Below are 21,818 nucleotides of genomic sequence, written 5' to 3' on the forward strand. Positions count from 1 at the left end.
CTAGTCTTTCTCAATCATACTTTTAGCAATTTTCAAGTCTGTAACTGTTGTAATTTTAAGGTTTGAGTATTCACCCTTAGCCAAGGCTACATCTTTACCCTTAATGACAAAGATTTTACATGCATCTGTTAAAATTTCTTTTTCTTCTGCTGATAAAGAACCATACAAATCAATAAAGTCTTTACAACGGAAGGTTTGAGGTGTTTGTCCTTGATAAAGATGAGCGCGATTTGGAATATCTGTGATGAACTGACCATTTGTACTTTCAACAATGGTATCCACCGCTTCAACTACAGTATCGACAGCATCATGTTTTTGAGCAAGAGCAATATTGTCTTGAATCATACGAAGTGTGATAAAGGGGCGAACCGAATCATGCGTTACCACGATATCATCTTCTGTCAGTGGACGATAAGCATCAATAGCTTCAATAATTTTTTCAATACTAGAATTACGATCCGCACCACCTTTGGTGATGATGATACGATCCTTATGAAGCGGAAGGAATTTTTCAACTAAATCTTCTGCGTGTGTAACCCAGTCCCCATGAACTCCAACTACAATCTTTTCAATACTTGGTTCCAAAACAAATTTTTCAATAGTATGAATCAAGATTGGGCGATCTCCCAACTCAAGAAATTGTTTGGGTAAATTACTAATCCCCATGCGCGTACCGGTTCCACCTGCTAAAATTCCAGCGTAGATCATTTTAATACTCCTTTAGTCTGTTTTTAAAAAAACTCGTTCTTTACTATTATATCACAACCTAGCCCTTTCTCGAAATAAATACTAGAATTCTCTAGTCAGAAAGAGCGCTAGGTAATTTCTCAAAGTAACTTCCACTTTCCTGACCGAAGTGGAAATTGGTCTAAAACGGATTTTTATGGTGGAATTAAGTGTGAGACGTTTGAGTTAGAAATGAGGTCTACTATGAAAAAACATAAACATCTTACCCTTTCAGACCGTAATGATATCCAACTGGGCTTAGAACGCGGTGAAACCTTTAAAGCTATCGGGCAACTTATTCTAAAAGACCCAACTACTGTTTCCAAAGAAGTCAAACGAAACAGACAAGTCCGAGAGTCTACATGCGATAACCTTCCTTTCCCTCTACTCGACAAAGCTCCCTTTGTCTGTAATGGCTGTCCTAAAAGAAGGCAGAATTGTGGTTATAAGAAGATCTTCTACCTCGCTAAGCAAGCTCAAAAACAGTACGAACAAACTCTTGTTGAATCTCGTGAAGGAACTCCTCTCAATTCCAAGACCTTCTGGGACATGGACAAAGTCATTTCTGATGGGGTTAAAAAGGGACAACACATCTATCATATCCTCAAAACTCATAACCTTGATGTCAGCTCCTCAACCGTCTATCGGCACATCCGAAAAGGTTACCTGTCTATCGCTCCTATTGACCTAGCCAGAACCGTTAAATTCAAAGAAAGACGGAAAAGTAAGCTACCTTCCATCCCTAAAGAAGCTAAAAAAGGCCGTTCCTATGAGGATTTCAAAAACTATTTAGCCCTTAATCAACTAGACTCTTAGTTGGAAATGGATACAGTTCTGGGGAGGATAGGAGGTAAAGTCCTACTCACCTTCAACCTCTCTTTCTGTAACTTTATCTTCGCTAGACTTCTGGTTAATAAAACTGCCCTTGAGGTTACCAAACACCTTTATAAAATCAAGAACACTCTTCACCAAGCGGACAAAGATTTCTTCCAACTCTTTCCTGTCATTCTGACTGATAATGGTGGAGAGTTTGCCAGGGTTGATGACATCGAAATGGATGTTCGAGGAGAGAGCAAGCTCTTCTTTTGCGACCCTAATCGCTCTGACCAGAAAGGGAGAATTGAGAAAAATCACACGCTGATTCGCGACATTCTACCTAAGGGAACTTCCTTTGACAACTTAACTCAAGAGGATATTAATCTCGTCTGTTCGCATGTCAACAGTGTCAAACGCGCTGCTTTGAATGGAAAGTCAGCCTATGAACTCTTTGCCTTTACTTACGGAGAAGAAATTCCTAAACTTCTCGGCATTTCTAAAATACCTGCAGAAGATGTCTGTCAGTCTTCTAAATTACTCCAACATAAAATCTAAAAACTAACCAAAAAACCCATTCAAACGTCTCATACTAACTTCCACCATAGCGGAACTTAATCTGAAACGCTTTCAGATGAGGGGATTTTGTGCGCTCTTTTTTCTATTCCTTTCGGCTACAAAAGCGATGAAATCAAGCATGAGTAAAACCAGTGGAACTTACCCTGACACGGAATTCCACTGGTTTTTACAATTTTTATCAGACTAACTTCCACTTGGATTAGCGGTGGAACTTAGTTTGGGAATTTTGCTTTTATCGTTAAAAATTTGAATAGACTTTTCTAGTTAAAATTGTTAAAATAATAAAGAAAATAATAGAAAAGGAAGCTATATACCACCATGATGAATATGCAAAACATGATGCGTCAAGCTCAAAAACTTCAAAAACAAATGGAGCAAAGTCAGGCTGAACTTGCTGCTACAGAATTTATTGGAACTTCTGCCCAAAACCTTGTAACTGCGACATTGACTGGAGATAAGAAGGTTACAAAAATTGATTTCAATCCTGCGGTTGTTGACCCTGAAGACATCGAAACTCTTTCTGACATGACTGTTCAGGCAGTGAATGCAGCTCTTGAGCAAATTTATGAAGCAACTAAAAAGAAACTAGGGGCTTTTGCTGGTAAATTACCATTCTAATAGCATAAAAAGAGGCTGATGTTCAATTCAGCCTCTTTTGTCTTACCTAGAAAGTAAATATTTCTGTTGCTTTCTTGAGAAGCAAGTCCGTATATTCAGGATTTTCCTGAGCGGTTTCAAGCTCTTCTTTAATTCTTTCTAGATCATCTGTTATCATACCATCAACTCCCAAACGTAGGGACTTATCAAAGGATTCCGAACTATTGATTGTCCATACATAGAGTTTTTGTTTTGTATTCCAAAGCTTGGTTACAAAATATTCATCTAAGGTAGAATATTCCATGGTATAGCCTGTTGCATTCGTTCTTGGAAAAACGGAATTGTAGGGCAGAATGAAATAGACTGGAATTTCCTTATCATACTGGGTTACTTTTTCAATAACATGGTAATCTAGTGATTGCATCTGATGACCATAGACTTTGATTTTCGCCCCATAACGTTCTAGAAAATGATCCATCATTTGAGCACTATCTTTCCTACTTGTTTTAATCTCAATAAGTAGTTTCTGATTTAGTTGGTTGGCACGATTTAGATAATCATCAAAGCTTGATATCTTAGTTTGATAGCCATTCTCAAAAATATCTATCTGCTTCAACTCTTCTAAAGTTAGGTCTTGAGGAGTCACATTTAATCCTGCTAGACTTCTCAGATTCGCATCGTGCATCATGACAAACTGACCATCTTTGGTTTCCTGAACATCCATTTCAACAAGGTCTGGTTTTAATTGAGCTGTCTTTTCTAGGGATTCTACAGTATTTTGCACGCCATTAGCATTGGAAACACCACGGTGGGATATCACGCGCGGAGGATTTGCAACAGGTGCCTCTAAATAGAGATAGCCTTCAATAGCAAAGATGATACTTGCACACCCCATAACCCCCCATCTCATGAGATGGTCTTTTTTTCGTCTCGGTATAATATCCAATTCCTCACCTGTTAAAAATGAAGTGAACTTAACCAAGAAGTAAGTCAGGGCCATATAGTGGATATTTTTAATCAAGATATAGTTTGAAATAGCAAGAATCAAGGATTCTCTTTGTGTGAGACCATCCACTAAAAACTGGACAATCAATAGTGGGATTAGAAGCAAGTAAAAGAAAAGATTTGTTTTGACAACAATGATAAAGAGATGCCAAGCGTAAAACCAGAATTGATTTCTAGTTTTTTCAAGACTATAGAGCACAGCTTCCTTGACTGTCATCTTGTCATACAAGATTTTTGGAAGAACAAATACCAACTTAACAGAAACGTAGAGGAAGAGGATTGACAAGATGATAATACCTAGCCACCACATCCAGTACTTATCTTCCATATAGGTCTGAACAAACTCTGGGATTACGATTTTATTAAAATAATAAATCTTTAAAAACTTCCTGATGAAAGGAAAAAGCATGGCAACATAGAAGAAGATAAATAAGGCTTTTGTAATTGTCAGACCTTTCATAAAGACAAGACTCTCACGAAAGACCTTACGACTGTATTCTATCAGTGTTCTTTTCTCATGATAAAGAAGATGACGTGCTCCTATAAAGAGAAGACTGAGTTGAAAATAAGCAACTAAAAGGTTAAGAATGATTAAGATTAAGAAGCCAATACTGACTATAGGAGCATTTTTGATAATGGCAAAAATGTTATTGTAAGAAATAAACAAATAGCCCGTCTGACTTAGCAAAAAACCCGCTATCAATGAATTCAAAGGTAACCAAATATAGTCGACCAACATAAAGATTAGAAAAAATAGAAAGAGGATTTTATCAAGATTGAGGTAAATCTTTTTAAAACCCAATTTTTTAGGCTTTTCAGGTTTCATAAAACCTCCTAATCAAACAGCTGTGATAAATCTAAACCACCAAAAGGATTAGAGTTAAGACTACTCTTGACGTCCAGTAAGATTTTACTTTCATCAGATTCTAAAAAAGCTTCATAAACACGCGCAGTCATACGAGCATCCTCTAAACTGTTATGAGATTGTCCCTTAAATCCTAGAAAACTTGCAACAGTTTGTAACTTGAGATTTGCAATCCCGTGAAGATCCGAACTCCGTCGCTCAAAAGCTTCATCATAGAGGTCCACTTGATATTGGCTACTATAATCGAAACCATGCTCCAATAGAATCGGTAAATCACTCTTAGTTGCATTATAGCCAACGATAGGTAATTGACCAATAAAGGCTTGAAAATCTTTGAGAACATCTTCCACCTTCGGAGCATCCTTCAAGGTTTCAGATGTGATACCCGTTAAACCGTTTATAAAACTTTTCAATGGTACATCCGTATGAACATATGAGTCAAATGCTCCTACTTCTTCACCATCTTTAAAACGGACCGCAGATACCTGAATCAAGTGAGTTTTGTCTTGGTGTTTATTAAATTCCAAATCAAATGAAATGTAATCTCTTAATTTTTCCATCTTATCCATTCCTTACTGTATGTGTAAAAAGAAACTACTTGGTTATACCTAGAAACCAAGCAGTTTTTCTTATCCTCCAAATAAGCGAGCAAAGAAGCCTTTCTTCGTTGCTTGTACTTCTTGCTTAGCCTGATCCAACTCCAACTGAAGGGTTTCTTGGTCCTTCATGGCTTGTAGGGTTAACTGTTGTTGTTGATCCAATTGCTTATCTTTTTCTGCGATTTGACGGTCTTTGACACGCATCTGTTCATCTTTTTCAGCTAACTGTTTGTCTTTAGCCTTTAATTGCTCATAAAGACGGATGATTTCTGCATTCTTTTCATCAACAAGAATCTCCATTAATTCACGTTGCTTCACATCATCACTAACAGGTTCATCTTCAAAAATGGTCTTTTTGTAGATTTCTTCAAGCTTAATCAAGCCACTGCGAGTTACCACAGTGACTCCTTTATCATTTTTAGTCGTATCTTCTTCAGGTAATTCCTTGACACGGTTATTGATTGCTTGGCGGGACAAGCCCAAGACCTCAGCAATCTCACTTACAGTCATCTCAATACTCATAATATCCTCTGAAAGTTTTCTAGCTTTTCTTTATTTAAATATTATCATAAGCAAGCAAAACTGTCAAATATCACCGTGTTTTCAACCCTTTTTCATAACTTTTTCTGGTCAAAACTGGACTGACTTTTAGCATTTTTTAAAACTAAAAATCAGTTTGCAATTTTTCCACCAGCTCTAATCAATAGAAAACCTTTCTTGGTTTATAAAAATGATCCCGCTTCTCTAAAATTGCAAGTAATTTATCACCTTCAAAGCCAGCCAATTCCTTCTCAGTTTGTTCCAATTTAATAAAGCGACCAAAACGTACTTCTTCTGCCTGCTCTGGAGTCAAATATACCTTGACCAAGTCACCTGTCCCAATCTCCAAGGGATGAAGAAAGTCTAATTCACCAGCTTGTACTTTTTCCTCAATTTCACTCAAGGTCAAAGCATCATCTAACTGCAAGCCTGCAGCGCTTGTTCGTGTTAAATGAGACATATGAGCTGCAAAGCCAAGTTTTTCTCCCAAGTCAACTGACAAGGTACGGATATAAGTCCCTTTGCTACATTTTACACGGAAGCTAAATCGTGCAAGATTCTCCTCATAGGAAATGGAACTTGTTCTTTCGAAACTATAAATCGTCACCTGACGTTCAGGACGTTCCACTTCCTGACCAGCACGCGCATACTCATAGAGTTTGCGACCATTGACCTTAACAGCTGAGTACATTGGGGGAATCTGGGTGATAGGCCCTGTCAGACTAGCGATTGCTTCATCGACAAGATTCTCATTCAAAGGTGACAAAACTGGTGTCTCTGAAACTACCTCACCACTAGTATCCTCGGTGGTCGTAGAATAGCCTAGAGTAATTTCACCCTCATAAATCTTGCCCTCATCCTGCATAAATTCGACCATGCGGGTTGCCTTACCAACGGCAATCGGCAAAACGCCCACCACATCAGGATCTAGCGTCCCACCATGACCAATCTTCTTGGTTCCCAAAATCTTACGCAGCTTAAAAACCACATCATGCGAGGTCATCCCCGCCTCTTTTTTTAAGTTGATAATACCGTTCATGTTTTGCTTTCTATTCCCCCTTCAATGCTTCAAACTTAGCTTTCATGGTTGGATTTTTTCGTGTCAGTTTTTTGACTGAAACGTCTTCTAACTTATTGTTAGCCAGGCGGAGTTGGTTTTCTGATGTTGTCAGGAATTTCTTCACCTCTTCCATTCGCTTAATAGCCTTGTCGATTTCGTCAATAGCCTTGCCGAAGTTAACAGAAGCTGAGTTATAATTCTTTGCAAAAGCTACCTTGAAAGCGTCCAAATCTTCCTCAAAATGCGTGATATCGATATTTTGCTCACGAACAAGCGCTAACTCCTGCTTGTATTTTAGGGAATTAAGGGCAGCATTACGTAAGAGACCAATCAACTGAATAAAGAATTGAGGACGAATGACATACATCTTCTCATACTCGTGGCTGACGTCGACAATCCCAGTATTGAAGTAGTCGTTATCTGCTTCAAGCATACTTACCAAAACAGCATACTCACAGTCTTTCTCACGGCGGTCTTTGTCTAATTCCTTGTAAAAGTCTGCATTCTTATGTTTCTTCTCAGTACCATCAGCTTCATTTTTCATCTCAAACATGATGGAGATGAATTCCAGCCCATTTTCATCAAAGTCACGGAAGATAAAGTCCCCTTTAGAACCACGAGCAGAAACCTTGTTGTCCTTCTCAAAGTAAGCATTTGGAAAGGCAAAGCTACGAACCTTGTTAAACTCACTCTCCGCATAGTGTTCCAAACTTTCACCGATTGCCTTGGTTGATTGTTGTGCCTTGAAATTCTTGTAGAATTCAACCTGCTCACTGGCTGCCTTTAGCTGGGCTTCATAATTTTGTTTTACAGAGGCTAGAGACAACTCATTTTCTTTTTCTTGTAAAAGGAGTTGGTTTTTGACTTGGTCTCTTTCTTTCTCTAGGTCAGATAGAGTCTTTTGTAGTTGGTTCTCATGCTCCAAACGCAAGGTAACCAGCTGGTTCTCAAGTGCTTGAACTTCTTTTTCTTTCTCAAGCAGGCTTTGGCTAGCACTTTGCTCCACTTCTTTCTTTGCTAATTCTTTTTCTGTATCAAAATTATGGATTTGGCTTTGAAGCTGAGCTATTTCTTGGTCCTTTTGCGCCAGTTTGGTCTGTTGCTCATTCAAGGCTTTTTGCTCAACCAGAGTCAACTCTTGTTTCATTCTGTCATGCAATTCCTTATCAAACTCTGCTGTTCGCACCTGCGACAAGAGTTCTGCATACTGACTTTCGTTGACTGTAAAGACTTCCCCACAGTTGGGACATTTTATTTCGTTCATGTTATTCCTCTAAATTTATCTATTCTACTTTCATTATAGCATGGATAAACAAAAAGAAAAAGTTGGAATCAATCCAACTTTTAATCTACATATGTATCTTCGTTTTTATTTAAGAAAGCGTAAGGTAATCCCATGAGTAGACCACCACCGATAAAGTTACCGATGAAAGTTACACCCCAGTGACGAAGAATATTTCCAATACCGAAGTTTGCGATTGAATCAGCAGCAACACTGAATTTCACAATAGCAAATGATGCAAAGTTTGCGGCGATGTGCTCGTTTGTTAAGAATACAAACATGTAAATGGCTGAAAGAACCAACCAAAGTTTTGCTCCACCATCCTTAACTAAAACGAATGAAAGAATCGCGATATTTACAAAGACATTAGCCAAGATAGCTTCAAGCAAGACAAGTTCATTTGAACGACCCAACTTCATTTCCACAACTCCAGAAATAAAGCTATCATGTGTTAGGTTTGCATAAGCCGCTGAATGGGCAAAGCCCCATCCTGCTATAAGAGCACCGATTAAGTTGAAGAAAGTACAGTATAGAAGAATTTCAGCTGTTTTTCTCCAGCTAATTTTTTTCAAAAAGCTACCAGCTGTCAAGAACATCATGTTAGATGTTACTAACTCAGCATTCAAGAAGACAATGTAAGCCAATCCCCAAGCGAAAACAAATGGGAAGAGGAAACGTCCACTACCAGGAGCAATCTTATTAATCAAGTCAGCTCCAACTGCACCAGCTGCTGTACTAAATGTTAAGAATGCACCAGCAAACATTGAACGGATAGCATACTTGAATTTACTTTGACTGTAAAGACTTTCCTTTTTCTTACAAGCAAATTCAATTTTTGAGATAAATTCTGAAGAAACCATATAAACTCCTAAAACTTTTATTTGTGAATATTATAACATAAAATCGAAATTATGGGAAGGCTTTCTTAATTCTATTTACAATATTTTTATCACTTTTAGCAATCGTTTCCATTTGCTTTGTATCAGCATCTTTAATGTTTTCACCCCTTTATTTTTAAATCCTCTATTCTATATATTTAATATATAATTTTATTTTGATCAATATTGAATTTACAAAAAAGTCTCTTCAGTTTTCAGCTAAAGTCCATGAACTAATAATATGTTTGAATTTATAGACAGAGAAAATAACGTTTTTATCAAAAGGTTCTTTGGACAAAAAAATCGAGGTCTGGATTTTTAGTCCCGACCTCCTCTATTATTGATTTTCATTATATTTTCAAAAGCTTGTACTAATCAACATAAGTCTCTTCATTTTTATTAAGATAAGCGTATGGTAAGCCTATCAAGAATCCTCCACCAATCAAGTTAGCAATGAAGGTGACACTCCAATGACGTAGGATATTAGGAATATCAAAGTTAGCAATTTGGTCAGAAACAATGCTGAATTTAATAATGCTAAAGGATGAAAAGTTAGCTGCAATATGCTCGTTAGATAAAAAAACAAACATAGAAATAGCTGACAAGATAATCCATAGCTTAGCACTGCTATCCTTAACCAAAATAGAAGATAGAATGGCAATATTTACGAACATATTTGCCAAAATCCCTTCCAACAAGACCAACTCACTAGGTCGTGCCAACTTCTTAGCTACAATCTTTGGAAGATAACTGTCGTGTGTCAGGTGTGAAAAAGCCGATGAATTAGCAAAGCACCAACCTGCTAACAGAGCACCAACTAAGTTGAAAAAGGCACAATAGAGCAAAATGACAAAGGCTTTTTTCCAATCAATCTTCTTCAAGAATGTTCCAGCTGTCAGATACATCATGTTTGATGTGACCAATTCAGCATTTAAAAATACAATGTAAACAAGTCCCCAAGCAAATACAAAGGGAAAAAGAAAATAGCCAGCACTTGGAACGATGCTATTGAGTAGATCAGCACCTATGGCCCCAGCGGCTGTACTAAAGGTTAAAAAAGCACCTGCTAACATGGAACGAATGGCATATTTGAACTTACTTTTGTCAAATAGACTTTCTTTCTTATGACAATAATAATCAATCTTTGAAATAAATTCTGACGAACTCATATAAACTCCTTAAAATATCATTGTTAATAGTATAACATAAAATATTTTAAGTGGAAATAAATTTTTGTCCTTTACATTTGATTGTTTTTAGTGTTTGTAAAAGCTTCAATTTCTTCTGCAGTCAACCCTACCAGCTCTGAAACACACAAGCCGACAATATCTGACAAAACAGAATCGCAGACATATTCATTCTCACCATGACCATATTTACAAGTAAATAGTGGAGTTCTTATCGCTGATTGATAAAAATTGAAGGCTAACTCTTGTAGTTTTTCTGGCTGAAATTTAAGTCCCAACTCTTGCGCAAGTAGAGTTCTCACTTTGTCCCACTTTTCGCCTTTTGACTGGTAGTTTTGTCGTGCTTTGTCGATAAATCCCTGACTGAATTTTTCCAACAAATGCTTGTTTTGATAGAGCAAACGACAGGAAAAGTCTGAGATAGAACCAGCATGAAGTAAGAAGGTAAGCAGGTCATCAAGGCTTTCTGCTACCCTCCCAACTTGGCCTTCACTCCCTATAAAGCCGATACTCTCATCCTCAAGAATTACATATTCTCCCCCGCTATCGTCCTGGGCAAATGCATGACCAGCTAAAGAATATTCCTCATTGTTATTAGAGAACTGGACCTCTCTAATTTGATCACAAAAGTAAATATCACACTCATCTAAAAGTAATCTTCTTAAATGCTGATTATTTCTGATTATTTGTAGCCTTTCCATCTTTATCCCTCTACAATATTTGGAATTGTCAGTGAATGATAACTTTGATATGATACTTTTTCGTTTCATTTTTTAAATTTCTGACAAGCTTATCATTCTCTTTTGATTGGCCAAAGAAATAGGCTAGAGCTTTTCCGCTCTTTTGTTCAATACACAAAAAATATCTAGCACCATTCAGTTTAACACTTGGAATAAAATCGACCTCAATCTTTTTAATATTATTCAGTGGTATAATGCGCTTTTTAAAAACATAAGCATTATGGATATAAAATCTTCCCTTAGCAATATGAAACGGGGCAAAAAAGTTTCCACCACTTTGACGCACAATCACATAACGACGCCATAGAATCAGTAAAAGAAGGAAGGAAATAAAGTAAATAGCAAAAATCAAAACCGAGCTTTTCATCATCGATTTTAGCCCAATCAAAAAATAATCTATCATAATTAAAGTTCCTTTTTACCTTATTATATCACTTTTATTGAACAACTAGTTTTATGGACAAAGAAAAAGACTAAACAAAGTTCAGCCCTTTTCACAAATATTTGATGTAATATCTTTATCTGGTCAAATCAAGTCGTTTACCGATTTTTCCGATAAGAATAGCACCAACAATCAAAGAAGCGAATTCTCCGATAGCAGTTGTAAACCAAGTTAAGAAGAAAGGTGCTTCTGCTACGATGTTCAATTCAGCAGCAATGGTGATCATTGAAATCGAAAAAAGAATTGAAAAGAAGAAATGATCTTTACGAATCAATCCATTAAAAAGATAGTCTTTTTTATATTTGCTAAACAACCATACGCCTAAACTTAGGAAGACAAGCGTAGAGCCTCCACCAACTGCGACATCGATGATTCCAAAACTGAAGAAATTAGCAATCATACAGCCAAGAGTAACACCGATAATGTACTTAGGATTGTAAAAGGCAAGGAAATTCATCATTTCAGAAATACGGAACTGATAAGCACCGTAACTGATAGCATTAAGGGGTGGTGTGATTGTCAAAACCACATAAATTGCTGCGACAATGGCAATATCTGCCATATCACGAATAGTTAGTTTTTTCATGTTTTCTCCTTTAGCGAGTAACCCGCGTAAAATATGCTTGGTGAAAGAAGCTAAGCACCAAGGGTTGAACAAGTCAACCTTTCAAGTATAGCACATTTATGTCCTTTATGCTATACTGTTTTTATGAAAATATCCATAAAAAGATTTTTCGACAATGAAATCCTCTCCTACTTATTTTTTGGAGTTGCAACTACACTTGTTTCTATCATTGTTCGTATCACTATTTTTTACTTTTTCCAACAAGAATTATGGGCGACTGCTCTGGGAAATATAACTGGAATTTTGTTTGCTTTTTTCACCAATGATACCATTGTTTTTAAACAGAAACGAAAAAATTGGTTCAATCGTCTGATAAAATTTACGACCGCAAGATTCATTACCTTCCTCTTAGACCTTCTTCTGACCTTTATTTTTGTGACGAGTTTCCCCCATATTATCGGTCAGTTTGTAGGTGATAATCTCAATACTATCAATACAATTGAGACTATTTTTGCACAAGTTACAATCATAATCCTCAACTATATCTTCAGTAAATTTTTTGTTTTTAAAAAACACTAAGCATATTTCTTGCATTCAACAGATGATTAAGTTATAATTTAGATTGTAAAAATTTCGAAAGGAAGAAGAAAATGTTAAAAGATCTTAAAGAATTTTTGCTCCGCGGTAACGTTGTAGACCTTGCTGTCGGTGTGATCATCGCTTCTGCTTTTGGTGCTATCGTTACTTCATTTGTTAATGATATCATCACTCCACTCCTATTGAACCCAGCCTTGGAAGCTGCGAAAGTACAAAACATAGCTGAGCTTGCATGGAATGGTGTTACTTACGGTAAATTCTTGAGTGCTATTATCAACTTCCTTGTAGTTGGTACTGTTCTATTCTTTGTGATTAAAGCTATGGAAAAAGCTCAAAGCCTTACTAAAAAAGAAGAGGTTGTTGAAGAAGCACCTGCTGGTCCAACTGAATTGGAAGTTCTTCAAGAAATCAAAGCTCTTCTTGAGAAAAAATAATCATATAGAGGATTCGTTTCAATACTGAATCCTTTTTTTATTCTCCTTTTGCTGAGTTTAGAAAAAACTTGAGTTCAGCTCTCTTTTTTGATATAATAATTAAAGTTTCCACCCTTAGTGTAATGGATATCACGTAAGATTCCGGTTCTTGAGATGGGGGTTCGATTCCCTCAGGGTGGATATTTTATAAAGAACTTACCAAAATCTGTAGATAAAGCTGTAAGGATTTAAGCTCTATAATATTTCTAGTGGATAAATTCCCTATAGATATTATGGAGTCTATTTTATTGTTGAAAAGGTTTACGTTTATCTAGGCTTCAGTCTAGTTTTTTTATAATCGGAAATGCCTCTGTAAGGACGTCTATCCCAAAATTAATTCCCTGTACTTGGTAGTGATAGATGGGGGCAGGATAAAACTTTTGAACTCTGTTTTTAAGGTGAGTGTCTTTCATTTCAAGTAAAATCCCATCTGATAAACAGGGAATTTCTGGTCCGCTGAGTAAATCTTCTTCTAGTAAATTCAGGTCCCACCCCTCATCGATGGATCTGCAAAAAAGAATCTTACCAAAATCAATACAGTATTTGAGCTTTTGATTCTTTAAAGCCTCAAGAAAAATTTGCAGGTTATTTTCTTGAGAAAGTTGACACCGTAATTCATACCAATCATACTCTATTTCCTCACCAATATGAACCCACTTCATTTTTGTTCAACCTCTTCTATCCTTAGATCACTCTCTTCATTTTTATAGATAACTAAGTCAAAGACTAGATTCTTTGCACAAATACGAAAATGAACCAAATCTTCTTCAGCCAAAACTCCACCCGCCCTATGAATCACTTCTGTAATCAGGCTACTGGTCTCTAGCTTACAAATCGGGGATTCAAGCTCCGGCAAACTAGGAATCTGATGAAGAGCATCAAATAAGTCTCTATCTGTGATTTGGTAAAAATGACAGAAGGGAAATTTCAATCGAATCAGATGTTTCTTTCCCTTCAAAGTCATCGTAGAAATTTCGTAATGACTATTTTCACTAAAAGCCGCACTAGCTTCATATTCATCTTCTGGAATAATAGATTTCCACTCTAGCATTAAATCTCTCTCCACTATTTTCTCATCTCACACGCTTTCTCTATAAAAATCTAAAGTAGTTTAAACAAGCGCACAGCTACTTATTATTGATTTACCGTTAAATCCAGCCTTTTTCCTTAAATTCAGCAATACGAGCTAAATCCTCATCTGAAGGTTTATTGGAAACAATTTCTTTTGTAATAACCGAATACTCTTTGTTCCATTTTTTAAGAATTGCAATAATAGAATCTGAAATCCTGATATCTCTTTTCGAAATTGACTCTAAATTCCACTCTTGAATTTCAGAAAGTCCCATAACTTTTGTGATTTCGATTTTAGAAGCTGCATATTCTTTTTTCTTTTTAGCAAAGTAACCATTTCCTGCTATAATATTTAACTTCTTTTCAAATGGTAATTTATTGCCTATATGCTCGATTTTCTCTCGGATTTTATCATCTGATTCATCGATAAAATAGTTAGTTTGCCATTTTTGAGGGAAGATATGCTCGATTTCCCATTTACTTGGTAATAATGAATCCTGATGTTTATAAGCAAGTGTTTTAAGCAACATTCTCACCACATTACGGTGAGGATTTTGGATTCCTGCTTCAAGTTGAGCTTGGTCTAGTTCTTTGAAATCAAATTTAGGAATATCTGATACAACAATTGCTGAATTTAATTTCAAAATATCACCTTTAACAGCATTGATAGTTGGAATAAGAATGTATTTTGTCATTAGTTCAGCGAGTAATTTGTTTAAGAATCTTGCAAATTTATCCTCAAAGTTTTTATCCTTACGATAACAAATATAATATATAATCACCGGATATTTCCAGAACTCATTAGGATATGAAGTAAGTGTATCTAATGTTTGTTTTATCTTTATATTTGATGACCAACTCTCATCTTCCAGCACTTCACCTTTATTAATTACTTTCCATAATTCGATCATTACGAATAAATTATCTAATAATTCAGATTGATAAAGGCGTTCAAATTTGTTACTCGAATAGTATTTTCTGACACCAGGTGTAGTACTTTTAGTATCTTTTTCCAAAGCTCTAAGATAGAACATATAGTAATAAAATAATTGTTGGATACTTTCATTAGCTGCTGTAGCTTGTTCATCAAGCTCTTTCCAGCGTTCAATAAATATTTCCTTATCTTTTCCCTCAAGATGGTTATAAATCTTAGCTTTAAATATATCAGCATCAGATAGCGGTAAACCTCTGTCATTTAAAGTAGAGAAAATAGTCAATGCTGTATCTTGGGTATCAGCAGTTATTGGTAAAAGAATAGCTTGATTTAATAGGGAATAAATGAACTGATAAATCATCAAGGGATTATCACTTGAATGTTTATCAAGTAACTCCTGAAAATGAATATAATTTCTAGAATAATTATCTTTAGAATCTTTATTTGCTCTTCCAGTTTCGAGAATTTTACGAAGAATTTCATTACCTTCATTATTAACAACACGTGATGTTAGAAGAGTAGTCTTATAATCAACTGTTCCAGTCAGTTTATTAGTGCGCCAGATTGAAGGTTCAATCTTACCAATAAAATTGTTCGCTTCTGGAGTTCGTTCTGATAATGGAGAATTAAATAGCTTTGTGTAAATCGCTCTTAACAATAAAAACAGAGAGGTAATACGTTGCTGACCATCAATAATTTCCTGTTCACCATTATCATTTTCATACGAAACGATACTTCCAAGAAAATACGAACCTTCGCGTTCAGTACCACCATTACTGACGGTAAATTCCCATAAATCTTCAAACAGTGTTTCAACCTGTTCATCCGTCCAAGCATAAGGACGCTGATATTCTGGAATAACAAATGGTTTTGTTCTTCCACTACCAAGTAGTGCCTCAACACTCTGCTTATTAACTTCTATTGTAGTTGGCATCTTAAACCTCCAGATTATATTTGCTAAAATACTACATTTTTTTATTGATTATTTAAAAACTATATAAAATCGCTTTAACTGGCAATCCTACAAACTTAAAACGAACTTTGGTTGACTATTGTAGCTCCTCCATCGCTTCTTTCACATATCCTTCTACATCTTCAATCTCTACAAACGATGGGTCTAAGTGACATAGGAAATGCCAATCTTCGGTATCTTTTTTTCTGTAGACAATCGCCTCACCGTCTTCACTTCCAAAAAAGCTTCTGTCAACTTCAAATCCATTGCCTTCTAAAAAGTCTTTTGCCTTTCGAAAGTTTCCTTCTCTTGCTTCGATATAAGCTTTGACTTCATCGTTATTAACGACATAGGCATCGACTTTTGTAGCTCCTTCAATCACTTTATCGTTTTTAACCGATAGATTCGAAATCTCTTTCCAAATAATGTCCACATTTTCCTCAGAATTAAACGAAAACCTAGATAAAGGGACAATATTTCCATTGAACACAATTTCCATATAATCCGGCAAGTGTTTAGGATTTACATACTCCACTTCAAAACCATCTTCGTTTTCTAATGTATACCCAGGGATTTGAGCTACAAAGGCTTTACCCTCCTCTAAAGAATCAAACACGACTAAATCTTTAGAAAAATCATTTTGGTACAATTCCAATATAACCATCGATAACCCGCCTTCCTTCAAATCTAATCACTGCAACTCTAACATTAGTAATTACGTACTATAATAGTACACTATTATTTTATTACAATCGTTTCTTCCCATCGTCTGAGCACATCTTTTAAAGGCTCATCTAGATAGGTATAGGCTTTGTCTTTAATCCAATCAGGTATACCATAAGCAGCTTCGGCTATACTTCCTGTTATCGCAGCGAGAGTGTCACTATCACCGCCGAGAGAAATAGCATTTCTGATAGCATCTTCGAAGTCTGTACTTTCAAGAAAGGCAATGATAGATTGAGGTACCGTATCCTGGCAAGTTTCATTGAAACGATAAGTAGGACGAATTTCATCCAGAGTTTTCGATAGGTCATAGCCATACTCTTCCTCTATGTGCTCCTTGATAAGTCTCTTACATTCTGTAGGATTATCGTTGATTGGTTGCTCATAGTCGCCACTATAGCCTCCAAAGTAATAGCGACACATAAAGATAGCATCAGACGTCGCCATAGCTCCCTTGACCCCTTCTTGATGGTTATGAGTCACCTCTGCAGAAAGTCGTGCAAGAGCTCTTCTGGACGGCCAGGCTCCTGTTCTGGCACAGAAACTACAATCCATGACCCAAGCACAAGGAGAAACACGCATTGCTGAGCCATTGCCAAAGCTATTATATGGTTCACGATCGTCGCCATCAACCCAATTACTAAATCTCGCACCGTAACCTGCATCGGGATACATCCTAGCATATTTCTTCATGGCGTCAATAAAGTTATCCTTCTGACCGCCATTCATAATGGCTTCTGCAACAGCACAGGTCATAACCGTATCATCAGTGAAAAAACAATCCTCACGAAATAATGGAAAGTCTTTCGTTTTAATATTGTCCCATTCGTAAACAGAACCAACAATGTCTCCAACTATTGCTCCTAACATAAAATACCTCCTAATGTCCAATGTCACATCTATAAATATACTAAAAATCTACTCTACTTTTTTTAGATTGTACAAAGAGTGATACAGCCTCAACGTGTGCTTACATCTAGCTTTTCCTTCTATAAATTGACTCAAGTTAAATTTCGGGTATTAGAGGAATTGAAATATTCTATTTCTAATCTATAACTATACCTATTCTGTTCGAGTTTCAGCTAAATATATTCCCCATTCAGCTAATTCTAAAGGCAAATCATAAACAGTTTTTCCATTACTTTCATAGATTTCAGAGATTCCTGGTGAGGTCTTAGAAAAAGTTTTCCAAGCAGTCACTAGTTCTTCTACAAATTGAATATTATGAGGTTCAAAAAAGTCATTAAATTTCGATAGTTCTTTACTATAAATTGTCACAACATTATAGCTATCAAGCATGATCTCATCATGACTTTTATGCCCACCAAATCCAAACTGACTAAGTCCATCATTAATAAGCAAATCACCGTATCTAATCAACAGTGCTAGGCATTCCTCTCTTGAACAACCATCAATATAATAAACATCCTTATGGGATTCCTTGATAATATTCTTTGCTATCACTTTTTCTCTATCAATACTGACAGGCAATTCCAAAATAAAAAACAAGGGCTCGTCATGAATCGCAATAAAGTGTTGAAAAACCTCTAATATTTTTTCTGCGTGTACATTCGCCGTCAAATGATGTTCAGTTAACTTTGTAAATGACTCAAACAGGTTTTCTACCAAGCTAACTCGATGACCTTTTACTAAATTCAACATTATGCGTCCTCCAGAGAATTTAAATATTATACACATTTATAATCTCATTATACCATTAAACCCCTAAAAAGACTGCAACTTCACAGTCACAGTCTCCTATAAATCTACCTTAGTTCATTCAAGGAAAGTTACTACAATTTGTCCAGCTTCTGAAATAGATTGATAGCATGTCAGACTATAGTATCCAGAAGCCCAACTTGAACTATTACTCTGATTCTTACCCTCTATTCGATTAGAGAAGCTACCTTCACGCTTTTCATTATTCCTTTCGTTCACTTTTTAGAGCAGAAAAACACTCTCAGCGGTTCGGACTTACCCTATCATTTCGTCGGTGCCCCTCCTCATTCTACGAGTCCTATCGCATGGGCCGAACATCTGCTTCTACTTCTCTGATACCTCAGCTCGTACAAGCAATGATACCGGCCTCAACATGTTGTGTTAGCAAACTTCTATATTATAGAATGAAAGTGACTGAGTTGTTGTTTAAAATTAAACTTTAGAATGAAACTATTTTATAGTTACCATTTTTCCAACTTTATAGCTGATAATTGTCACTTAATAAATTTACTTGCTAACTTGTAAACTTGTTGAGTCTCTTTACTCTTAACATCCCAACTATCAAGTTCTTCTTTAATTAACTCTGGAAATTTCTTACTAATATCCCTTAAAGCATTTCCAACTGATTTTCTAACATACTCACTAGAATCTTCTTTTAATGTTGCGATTCGTTTAATAGCTTCATCTGGATTATCCTTGAAATATGGTCTACTCGTCCATATTCTCAAACCTTCTGTAACAGCTCTTCTGACATTTGGATTATTATTTTGAAGCCAGTCGTCAATAACCGGAAGAGATTTTTCATAACCTGTTTGCTTACAAAATTCATCAAATGCTTTTGCTAATACTTCTTGAACTCTCCAATTGTCATCCTTTGAAACCTCATCCCTCATGAAGACCAAAATTTCTTCATACGATGACAAATATCCAAAGAGAAATACACTGTACATTCTAACTTGATATACATTGGATTTAAAGGCTAAAAATGCTAATTCTTTGGTATACGCATTATCGTTCGAGAGATAGTCAGCAAGAGCTCTTTGCTCTTCTTCTTTAAATCCATTTTCTATTAAAGAGAATTCTTTTTCTAAATTTAAAATATATTCTTTCATGTAACTTGAACCCGAAACAACATCCCAATTTTCAAGATATTTCTCGATAGGTATTAATAAAGAATTGAATTCATTATAATATGAGCAAATAATCTTGACATTTTTTCAAATTGATATTTAAACCCTTTTATTATTCAACCTATTCTCAATCAAATACCAACTAGGAATGATTTGCTTCATATCATCATACCATTCTAAAATTTCCTTAGCTTGATTTTGCATTACTGCTATTTCTTCGATTCCGTAAGGAACAGACCATGGCAGAGCACCAACTATGTTATTTATAATATAGATAGCAAGAAGTTTCCAAAATAAATCCGGAACCTTATGATCAAAATATCCATCTATCATACCTGACGCAAAAGAAGGAGAGACTTGAGCAGACCATACAATACGATTGAATTCCTCCCAAGGATCTCCAAGATCAAATCGATCAAAGTCAATGACATAAATTTTACGATCTTCACCAATCATGAAATTCCCGATATGATAATCTCCATGTTGGAAAACCTGAGGTCTATCTTTTAATAATTCTCTATTTGCATTTAAAAAATCAATAAAAATCTGACCATTTTCATATTGAACTGGACATTCTTTGTATTTGGAGATTTTGTCATCAATTTTTCGATTATAAAAGACTTCCCAATCTTCACGAACTTCTGTAATAGGGAGTGAATGAATTTTTTGAAGGATTCTTCCTGCTTCTACTCCGTAAGTGTATTGTTGTTCTTTCGAAACAGTTAAAATGGTTTCTCTTGCTTCTTTCCCGTCTATCCATTCGTGTAAAGAGTGTACCTCGTCATCGCAGAGTTCTATGCTAATCGGTTTACACATAGGAACTCCAAGAGAAGCTACTTTCTCCATCATATCAAATTCAAATTTTTTAGAATCTAACTTCTCCTTATCAGAAACACGCAAGAAATATTTTTGCTGATATTGATCTGTCACACAATATTTTTTATCATCTGACCAGCCTTTATTTATAGCTATCTTACTACTAAAATCCATCAAGCACTCTCCGATTCATTTCACAACACTTTTTGCAGTTTTCACTAGTAACCTATCCAGTTCGTCTACACTTTAGTTACCTAGATCAAGATTTAGATAATGAAAACTAGTCAATTTTCTCTATGATATTTCCAAGTTTATCCAATACAAGACATGAATGATCATTTAGTGGAATTATGGGAACATTAACGAGTTCTTCAGCTCTATCCTTATTAGCTTTATCATTCCATGAATCATAATGGACACTAATTAAAAACTGACTAAAGAGTCCTAATCCATTTTTTATCTTTATCTGATGATCTGAATTATCATTAGGTGAAACATAGACTTTTTCTCCTAATAATAGGGCTCCTGCAGAAAATCCCATAACTTTCGCCCCTTTATTCAGCATACGATCGATATAATTTTTGAACTGCGGATTGACGTAAGTAGCTAAATACTTTTCCGTATTTCCACCACCGATAATAATTAGATCAGCATCTAAATAGCTATCAAAATCAATCTGCTCAGTGTCCAAGAGTAAGTAATCAGTGTCTAGGTTAGAAAAATGGCTGCGGAAAACTTCCGTGTACTTTTTCATATACGGTTCCCAATTTTCTCGATAAACTGTAAAAATGACAATTCTTTCGATCTTCCTTGATGACACAATTTTATTAACAATCGTATGGTTCTTGATCGGCGGATTTCCACCTATCAAAAAAATTTGTTCGTCCAATCTTTCACACTTCCTAAAGATACATAAATTTTGACCACGTTCTGAAATTATAGTTTCTTCTTAAAATGAATAATTCTATTTGCCTCCTGAAATCCAATATTGAGATGAAATCTTATAGAATCCGTATTCGTTAAAGTACAGTCACTTGCAAATTCCTTACATCCTTTATTTTTCGCCCATTCCTCACATTTTGTACAGAGATTTTTAGCAATATCCTTTAAACGATATTCCTCGTCGACAATAATCCCTTCTAAGAATCCAACAGGACTATATTTACAACCTTCAACATAATCAAATCTGAGTGAACATAGTGCTAGACCTACAATTGTGTCACCTTCAACTTCAGTAAAGATTGCAGTATTTTTGCCATTCGTATATCTTTTTACTTCATCAATAGCTTCTTTATCGGTCAATTGGGGCCATAATTGTTTCATTAGTTTAGCCGTTTTTATAGATTCTTTTGTTATTCCATCCATATTGATGTTCCTCCGCAAATTACAAGCAAATGTTTCGAATCATGCTGTTACTTTGTTACTCATTGATTGATACTAATACCATCCCCTTCTACTTTTCGACTGTCTCAGATAGGAAAAGCAGAGCCACGCACTCGGCGGTTCGGACTTACCGTATCATTTC

24 protein-coding genes, 1 tRNA gene, 1 pseudogene and 1 riboswitch are annotated in these 21,818 nt (G+C 35.8%); of the genes and pseudogenes, 5 read left to right on the forward strand and 21 right to left on the reverse strand.

Translation table 11 applies throughout. The annotated features are described in order from the left end of the window. Positions 1-708, reverse strand: a complete 708-nt coding sequence (locus tag HMPREF2805_RS05565) for an IspD/TarI family cytidylyltransferase (RefSeq protein WP_036752755.1) — start codon at positions 706-708, stop codon at positions 1-3. 222 nt (positions 709-930) lie between these two features. On the opposite strand from HMPREF2805_RS05565, the pseudogene HMPREF2805_RS05570 reads away from it, so the two are divergent. Both HMPREF2805_RS05570 and HMPREF2805_RS05575 read left to right on the forward strand, forming a co-directional pair. Beyond that, positions 931-2,097: pseudogene (locus HMPREF2805_RS05570) on the forward strand (IS30 family transposase). A 339-nt stretch (positions 2,098-2,436) separates the two neighbouring features. After that, complete coding sequence (locus HMPREF2805_RS05575; RefSeq protein ID WP_075231740.1) at positions 2,437-2,736, forward strand: YbaB/EbfC family nucleoid-associated protein; 300 nt, start codon at positions 2,437-2,439, stop codon at positions 2,734-2,736. A gap of 46 nt (positions 2,737-2,782) precedes the next feature. Here the strand turns inward: HMPREF2805_RS05575 and HMPREF2805_RS05580 are convergent, their stop codons facing one another. The 10 genes from HMPREF2805_RS05580 to HMPREF2805_RS05625 form a co-directional block, all read right to left on the reverse strand. Next, positions 2,783-4,546, reverse strand: coding sequence for a glycerophosphoryl diester phosphodiesterase membrane domain-containing protein (locus HMPREF2805_RS05580; protein WP_075231741.1), 1,764 nt, complete (start codon positions 4,544-4,546; stop codon positions 2,783-2,785). Between the two features lie 8 nt (positions 4,547-4,554). Continuing rightward, complete coding sequence (locus HMPREF2805_RS05585) at positions 4,555-5,145, reverse strand: 3'-5' exonuclease (RefSeq protein ID WP_075231742.1); 591 nt, start codon at positions 5,143-5,145, stop codon at positions 4,555-4,557. 69 nt (positions 5,146-5,214) lie between these two features. Beyond that, entirely contained in the window at positions 5,215-5,706 is a 492-nt protein-coding gene (locus HMPREF2805_RS05590; RefSeq protein WP_049504976.1) for a DUF536 domain-containing protein, read from the reverse strand. 178 nt (positions 5,707-5,884) lie between these two features. After that, positions 5,885-6,763: a tRNA pseudouridine(55) synthase TruB gene (gene truB, locus HMPREF2805_RS05595; RefSeq protein WP_075231743.1), complete on the reverse strand. Its 879-nt coding sequence runs from the start codon at positions 6,761-6,763 to the stop codon at positions 5,885-5,887. Positions 6,764-6,773: 10 nt separating this feature from the next. Next, a complete protein-coding gene (locus tag HMPREF2805_RS05600; RefSeq protein ID WP_075231744.1) occupies positions 6,774-8,048 on the reverse strand; it encodes a DUF2130 domain-containing protein in 1,275 nt (424 codons plus the stop codon). Positions 8,049-8,128: 80 nt separating this feature from the next. Then, on the reverse strand, positions 8,129-8,926 hold the full coding sequence (locus HMPREF2805_RS05605) for a formate/nitrite transporter family protein (protein ID WP_075231745.1): 798 nt from the start codon (positions 8,924-8,926) through the stop codon (positions 8,129-8,131). A 389-nt stretch (positions 8,927-9,315) separates the two neighbouring features. Continuing rightward, the gene (locus HMPREF2805_RS05610; RefSeq protein ID WP_075231746.1) at positions 9,316-10,113 is read right to left on the reverse strand and encodes a formate/nitrite transporter family protein; all 798 of its coding nucleotides are present in this window, start codon (positions 10,111-10,113) and stop codon (positions 9,316-9,318) included. A 71-nt stretch (positions 10,114-10,184) separates the two neighbouring features. Continuing rightward, a complete protein-coding gene (locus tag HMPREF2805_RS05615) occupies positions 10,185-10,832 on the reverse strand; it encodes a hypothetical protein (protein ID WP_075231747.1) in 648 nt (215 codons plus the stop codon). 28 nt (positions 10,833-10,860) lie between these two features. Further along, positions 10,861-11,274, reverse strand: coding sequence for a hypothetical protein (locus tag HMPREF2805_RS05620; RefSeq protein ID WP_075231748.1), 414 nt, complete (start codon positions 11,272-11,274; stop codon positions 10,861-10,863). Positions 11,275-11,389: 115 nt separating this feature from the next. After that, positions 11,390-11,899 carry a QueT transporter family protein gene (locus tag HMPREF2805_RS05625; RefSeq protein ID WP_060955655.1) on the reverse strand — a complete coding sequence of 170 codons (510 nt, stop codon included), beginning with the start codon at positions 11,897-11,899 and terminating at the stop codon, positions 11,390-11,392. Continuing rightward, a riboswitch (PreQ1 riboswitch) is annotated at positions 11,897-11,994 on the reverse strand. It overlaps the preceding gene by 3 nt. Before the next feature lie 28 nt (positions 11,995-12,022). On the opposite strand from HMPREF2805_RS05625, the gene HMPREF2805_RS05630 reads away from it, so the two are divergent. The 3 genes from HMPREF2805_RS05630 (at position 12,023) to HMPREF2805_RS05640 (ending at position 13,089) form a co-directional block, all read left to right on the forward strand. Continuing rightward, positions 12,023-12,457, forward strand: a complete 435-nt coding sequence (locus tag HMPREF2805_RS05630; protein ID WP_075231749.1) for a GtrA family protein — start codon at positions 12,023-12,025, stop codon at positions 12,455-12,457. Between the two features lie 71 nt (positions 12,458-12,528). Then, positions 12,529-12,909, forward strand: a complete 381-nt coding sequence (mscL, locus tag HMPREF2805_RS05635) for a large conductance mechanosensitive channel protein MscL (protein ID WP_075231750.1) — start codon at positions 12,529-12,531, stop codon at positions 12,907-12,909. Positions 12,910-13,017: 108 nt separating this feature from the next. Further along, positions 13,018-13,089: transfer RNA gene (locus HMPREF2805_RS05640), tRNA-Arg, on the forward strand. A gap of 137 nt (positions 13,090-13,226) precedes the next feature. On the opposite strand, the gene HMPREF2805_RS05645 is transcribed toward HMPREF2805_RS05640, so the two are convergent. From HMPREF2805_RS05645 to aac(6'), 10 genes are all read right to left on the reverse strand, one after another. Beyond that, on the reverse strand, positions 13,227-13,610 hold the full coding sequence (locus tag HMPREF2805_RS05645; protein WP_075231751.1) for a hypothetical protein: 384 nt from the start codon (positions 13,608-13,610) through the stop codon (positions 13,227-13,229). After that, positions 13,607-13,999: a hypothetical protein gene (locus tag HMPREF2805_RS05650; protein ID WP_075231752.1), complete on the reverse strand. Its 393-nt coding sequence runs from the start codon at positions 13,997-13,999 to the stop codon at positions 13,607-13,609. The genes HMPREF2805_RS05645 and HMPREF2805_RS05650 overlap by 4 nt, the downstream gene beginning before the upstream one ends. Before the next feature lie 97 nt (positions 14,000-14,096). Beyond that, entirely contained in the window at positions 14,097-15,887 is a 1,791-nt protein-coding gene (locus HMPREF2805_RS05655; protein WP_075231753.1) for a DUF262 domain-containing protein, read from the reverse strand. Positions 15,888-16,002: 115 nt separating this feature from the next. After that, positions 16,003-16,569 (reverse strand): hypothetical protein, encoded by a 567-nt coding sequence (locus tag HMPREF2805_RS05660; RefSeq protein WP_075231754.1) that lies wholly within the window; start codon positions 16,567-16,569, stop codon positions 16,003-16,005. Between the two features lie 74 nt (positions 16,570-16,643). Then, positions 16,644-17,498: an ADP-ribosylglycohydrolase family protein gene (locus tag HMPREF2805_RS05665; RefSeq protein ID WP_075231755.1), complete on the reverse strand. Its 855-nt coding sequence runs from the start codon at positions 17,496-17,498 to the stop codon at positions 16,644-16,646. A gap of 192 nt (positions 17,499-17,690) precedes the next feature. Next, positions 17,691-18,290: a hypothetical protein gene (locus tag HMPREF2805_RS05670; protein ID WP_075231756.1), complete on the reverse strand. Its 600-nt coding sequence runs from the start codon at positions 18,288-18,290 to the stop codon at positions 17,691-17,693. 551 nt (positions 18,291-18,841) lie between these two features. Continuing rightward, positions 18,842-19,459: a DNA alkylation repair protein gene (locus HMPREF2805_RS05675; protein ID WP_075231757.1), complete on the reverse strand. Its 618-nt coding sequence runs from the start codon at positions 19,457-19,459 to the stop codon at positions 18,842-18,844. 117 nt (positions 19,460-19,576) lie between these two features. After that, a complete protein-coding gene (locus tag HMPREF2805_RS05680; protein WP_075231758.1) occupies positions 19,577-20,467 on the reverse strand; it encodes an aminoglycoside phosphotransferase family protein in 891 nt (296 codons plus the stop codon). Between the two features lie 106 nt (positions 20,468-20,573). Beyond that, positions 20,574-21,182, reverse strand: a complete 609-nt coding sequence (locus HMPREF2805_RS05685; protein ID WP_075231759.1) for a Type 1 glutamine amidotransferase-like domain-containing protein — start codon at positions 21,180-21,182, stop codon at positions 20,574-20,576. 47 nt (positions 21,183-21,229) lie between these two features. Then, positions 21,230-21,658 carry an aminoglycoside 6'-N-acetyltransferase gene (gene aac(6') / locus HMPREF2805_RS05690; protein ID WP_075231760.1) on the reverse strand — a complete coding sequence of 143 codons (429 nt, stop codon included), beginning with the start codon at positions 21,656-21,658 and terminating at the stop codon, positions 21,230-21,232. Positions 21,659-21,818 lie beyond the last annotated feature (160 nt).

The organism is Streptococcus sp. HMSC034E03 (assembly GCF_001811505.1).
Lineage (GTDB): Bacteria > Bacillota > Bacilli > Lactobacillales > Streptococcaceae > Streptococcus.

What these genes read in the sequence shown, in the direction of transcription:
- HMPREF2805_RS05565 (WP_036752755.1), bottom strand. Translation starts at nt 708, where the DNA reads ATGATCTACGCTGGAATTTTAGCAGGTGGAACCGGTACGCGCATGGGG.
- HMPREF2805_RS05575 (WP_075231740.1), top strand. Translation starts at nt 2,437, where the DNA reads ATGATGAATATGCAAAACATGATGCGTCAAGCTCAAAAACTTCAAAAA.
- HMPREF2805_RS05580 (WP_075231741.1), bottom strand. Translation starts at nt 4,546, where the DNA reads ATGAAACCTGAAAAGCCTAAAAAATTGGGTTTTAAAAAGATTTACCTC.
- HMPREF2805_RS05585 (WP_075231742.1), bottom strand. Translation starts at nt 5,145, where the DNA reads ATGGAAAAATTAAGAGATTACATTTCATTTGATTTGGAATTTAATAAA.
- HMPREF2805_RS05590 (WP_049504976.1), bottom strand. Translation starts at nt 5,706, where the DNA reads ATGAGTATTGAGATGACTGTAAGTGAGATTGCTGAGGTCTTGGGCTTG.
- truB (WP_075231743.1), bottom strand. Translation starts at nt 6,763, where the DNA reads ATGAACGGTATTATCAACTTAAAAAAAGAGGCGGGGATGACCTCGCAT.
- HMPREF2805_RS05600 (WP_075231744.1), bottom strand. Translation starts at nt 8,048, where the DNA reads ATGAACGAAATAAAATGTCCCAACTGTGGGGAAGTCTTTACAGTCAAC.
- HMPREF2805_RS05605 (WP_075231745.1), bottom strand. Translation starts at nt 8,926, where the DNA reads ATGGTTTCTTCAGAATTTATCTCAAAAATTGAATTTGCTTGTAAGAAA.
- HMPREF2805_RS05610 (WP_075231746.1), bottom strand. Translation starts at nt 10,113, where the DNA reads ATGAGTTCGTCAGAATTTATTTCAAAGATTGATTATTATTGTCATAAG.
- HMPREF2805_RS05615 (WP_075231747.1), bottom strand. Translation starts at nt 10,832, where the DNA reads ATGGAAAGGCTACAAATAATCAGAAATAATCAGCATTTAAGAAGATTA.
- HMPREF2805_RS05620 (WP_075231748.1), bottom strand. Translation starts at nt 11,274, where the DNA reads ATGATAGATTATTTTTTGATTGGGCTAAAATCGATGATGAAAAGCTCG.
- HMPREF2805_RS05625 (WP_060955655.1), bottom strand. Translation starts at nt 11,899, where the DNA reads ATGAAAAAACTAACTATTCGTGATATGGCAGATATTGCCATTGTCGCA.
- HMPREF2805_RS05630 (WP_075231749.1), top strand. Translation starts at nt 12,023, where the DNA reads ATGAAAATATCCATAAAAAGATTTTTCGACAATGAAATCCTCTCCTAC.
- mscL (WP_075231750.1), top strand. Translation starts at nt 12,529, where the DNA reads ATGTTAAAAGATCTTAAAGAATTTTTGCTCCGCGGTAACGTTGTAGAC.
- HMPREF2805_RS05645 (WP_075231751.1), bottom strand. Translation starts at nt 13,610, where the DNA reads ATGAAGTGGGTTCATATTGGTGAGGAAATAGAGTATGATTGGTATGAA.
- HMPREF2805_RS05650 (WP_075231752.1), bottom strand. Translation starts at nt 13,999, where the DNA reads ATGCTAGAGTGGAAATCTATTATTCCAGAAGATGAATATGAAGCTAGT.
- HMPREF2805_RS05655 (WP_075231753.1), bottom strand. Translation starts at nt 15,887, where the DNA reads ATGCCAACTACAATAGAAGTTAATAAGCAGAGTGTTGAGGCACTACTT.
- HMPREF2805_RS05660 (WP_075231754.1), bottom strand. Translation starts at nt 16,569, where the DNA reads ATGGTTATATTGGAATTGTACCAAAATGATTTTTCTAAAGATTTAGTC.
- HMPREF2805_RS05665 (WP_075231755.1), bottom strand. Translation starts at nt 17,498, where the DNA reads ATGTTAGGAGCAATAGTTGGAGACATTGTTGGTTCTGTTTACGAATGG.
- HMPREF2805_RS05670 (WP_075231756.1), bottom strand. Translation starts at nt 18,290, where the DNA reads ATGTTGAATTTAGTAAAAGGTCATCGAGTTAGCTTGGTAGAAAACCTG.
- HMPREF2805_RS05675 (WP_075231757.1), bottom strand. Translation starts at nt 19,459, where the DNA reads ATGAAAGAATATATTTTAAATTTAGAAAAAGAATTCTCTTTAATAGAA.
- HMPREF2805_RS05680 (WP_075231758.1), bottom strand. Translation starts at nt 20,467, where the DNA reads ATGGATTTTAGTAGTAAGATAGCTATAAATAAAGGCTGGTCAGATGAT.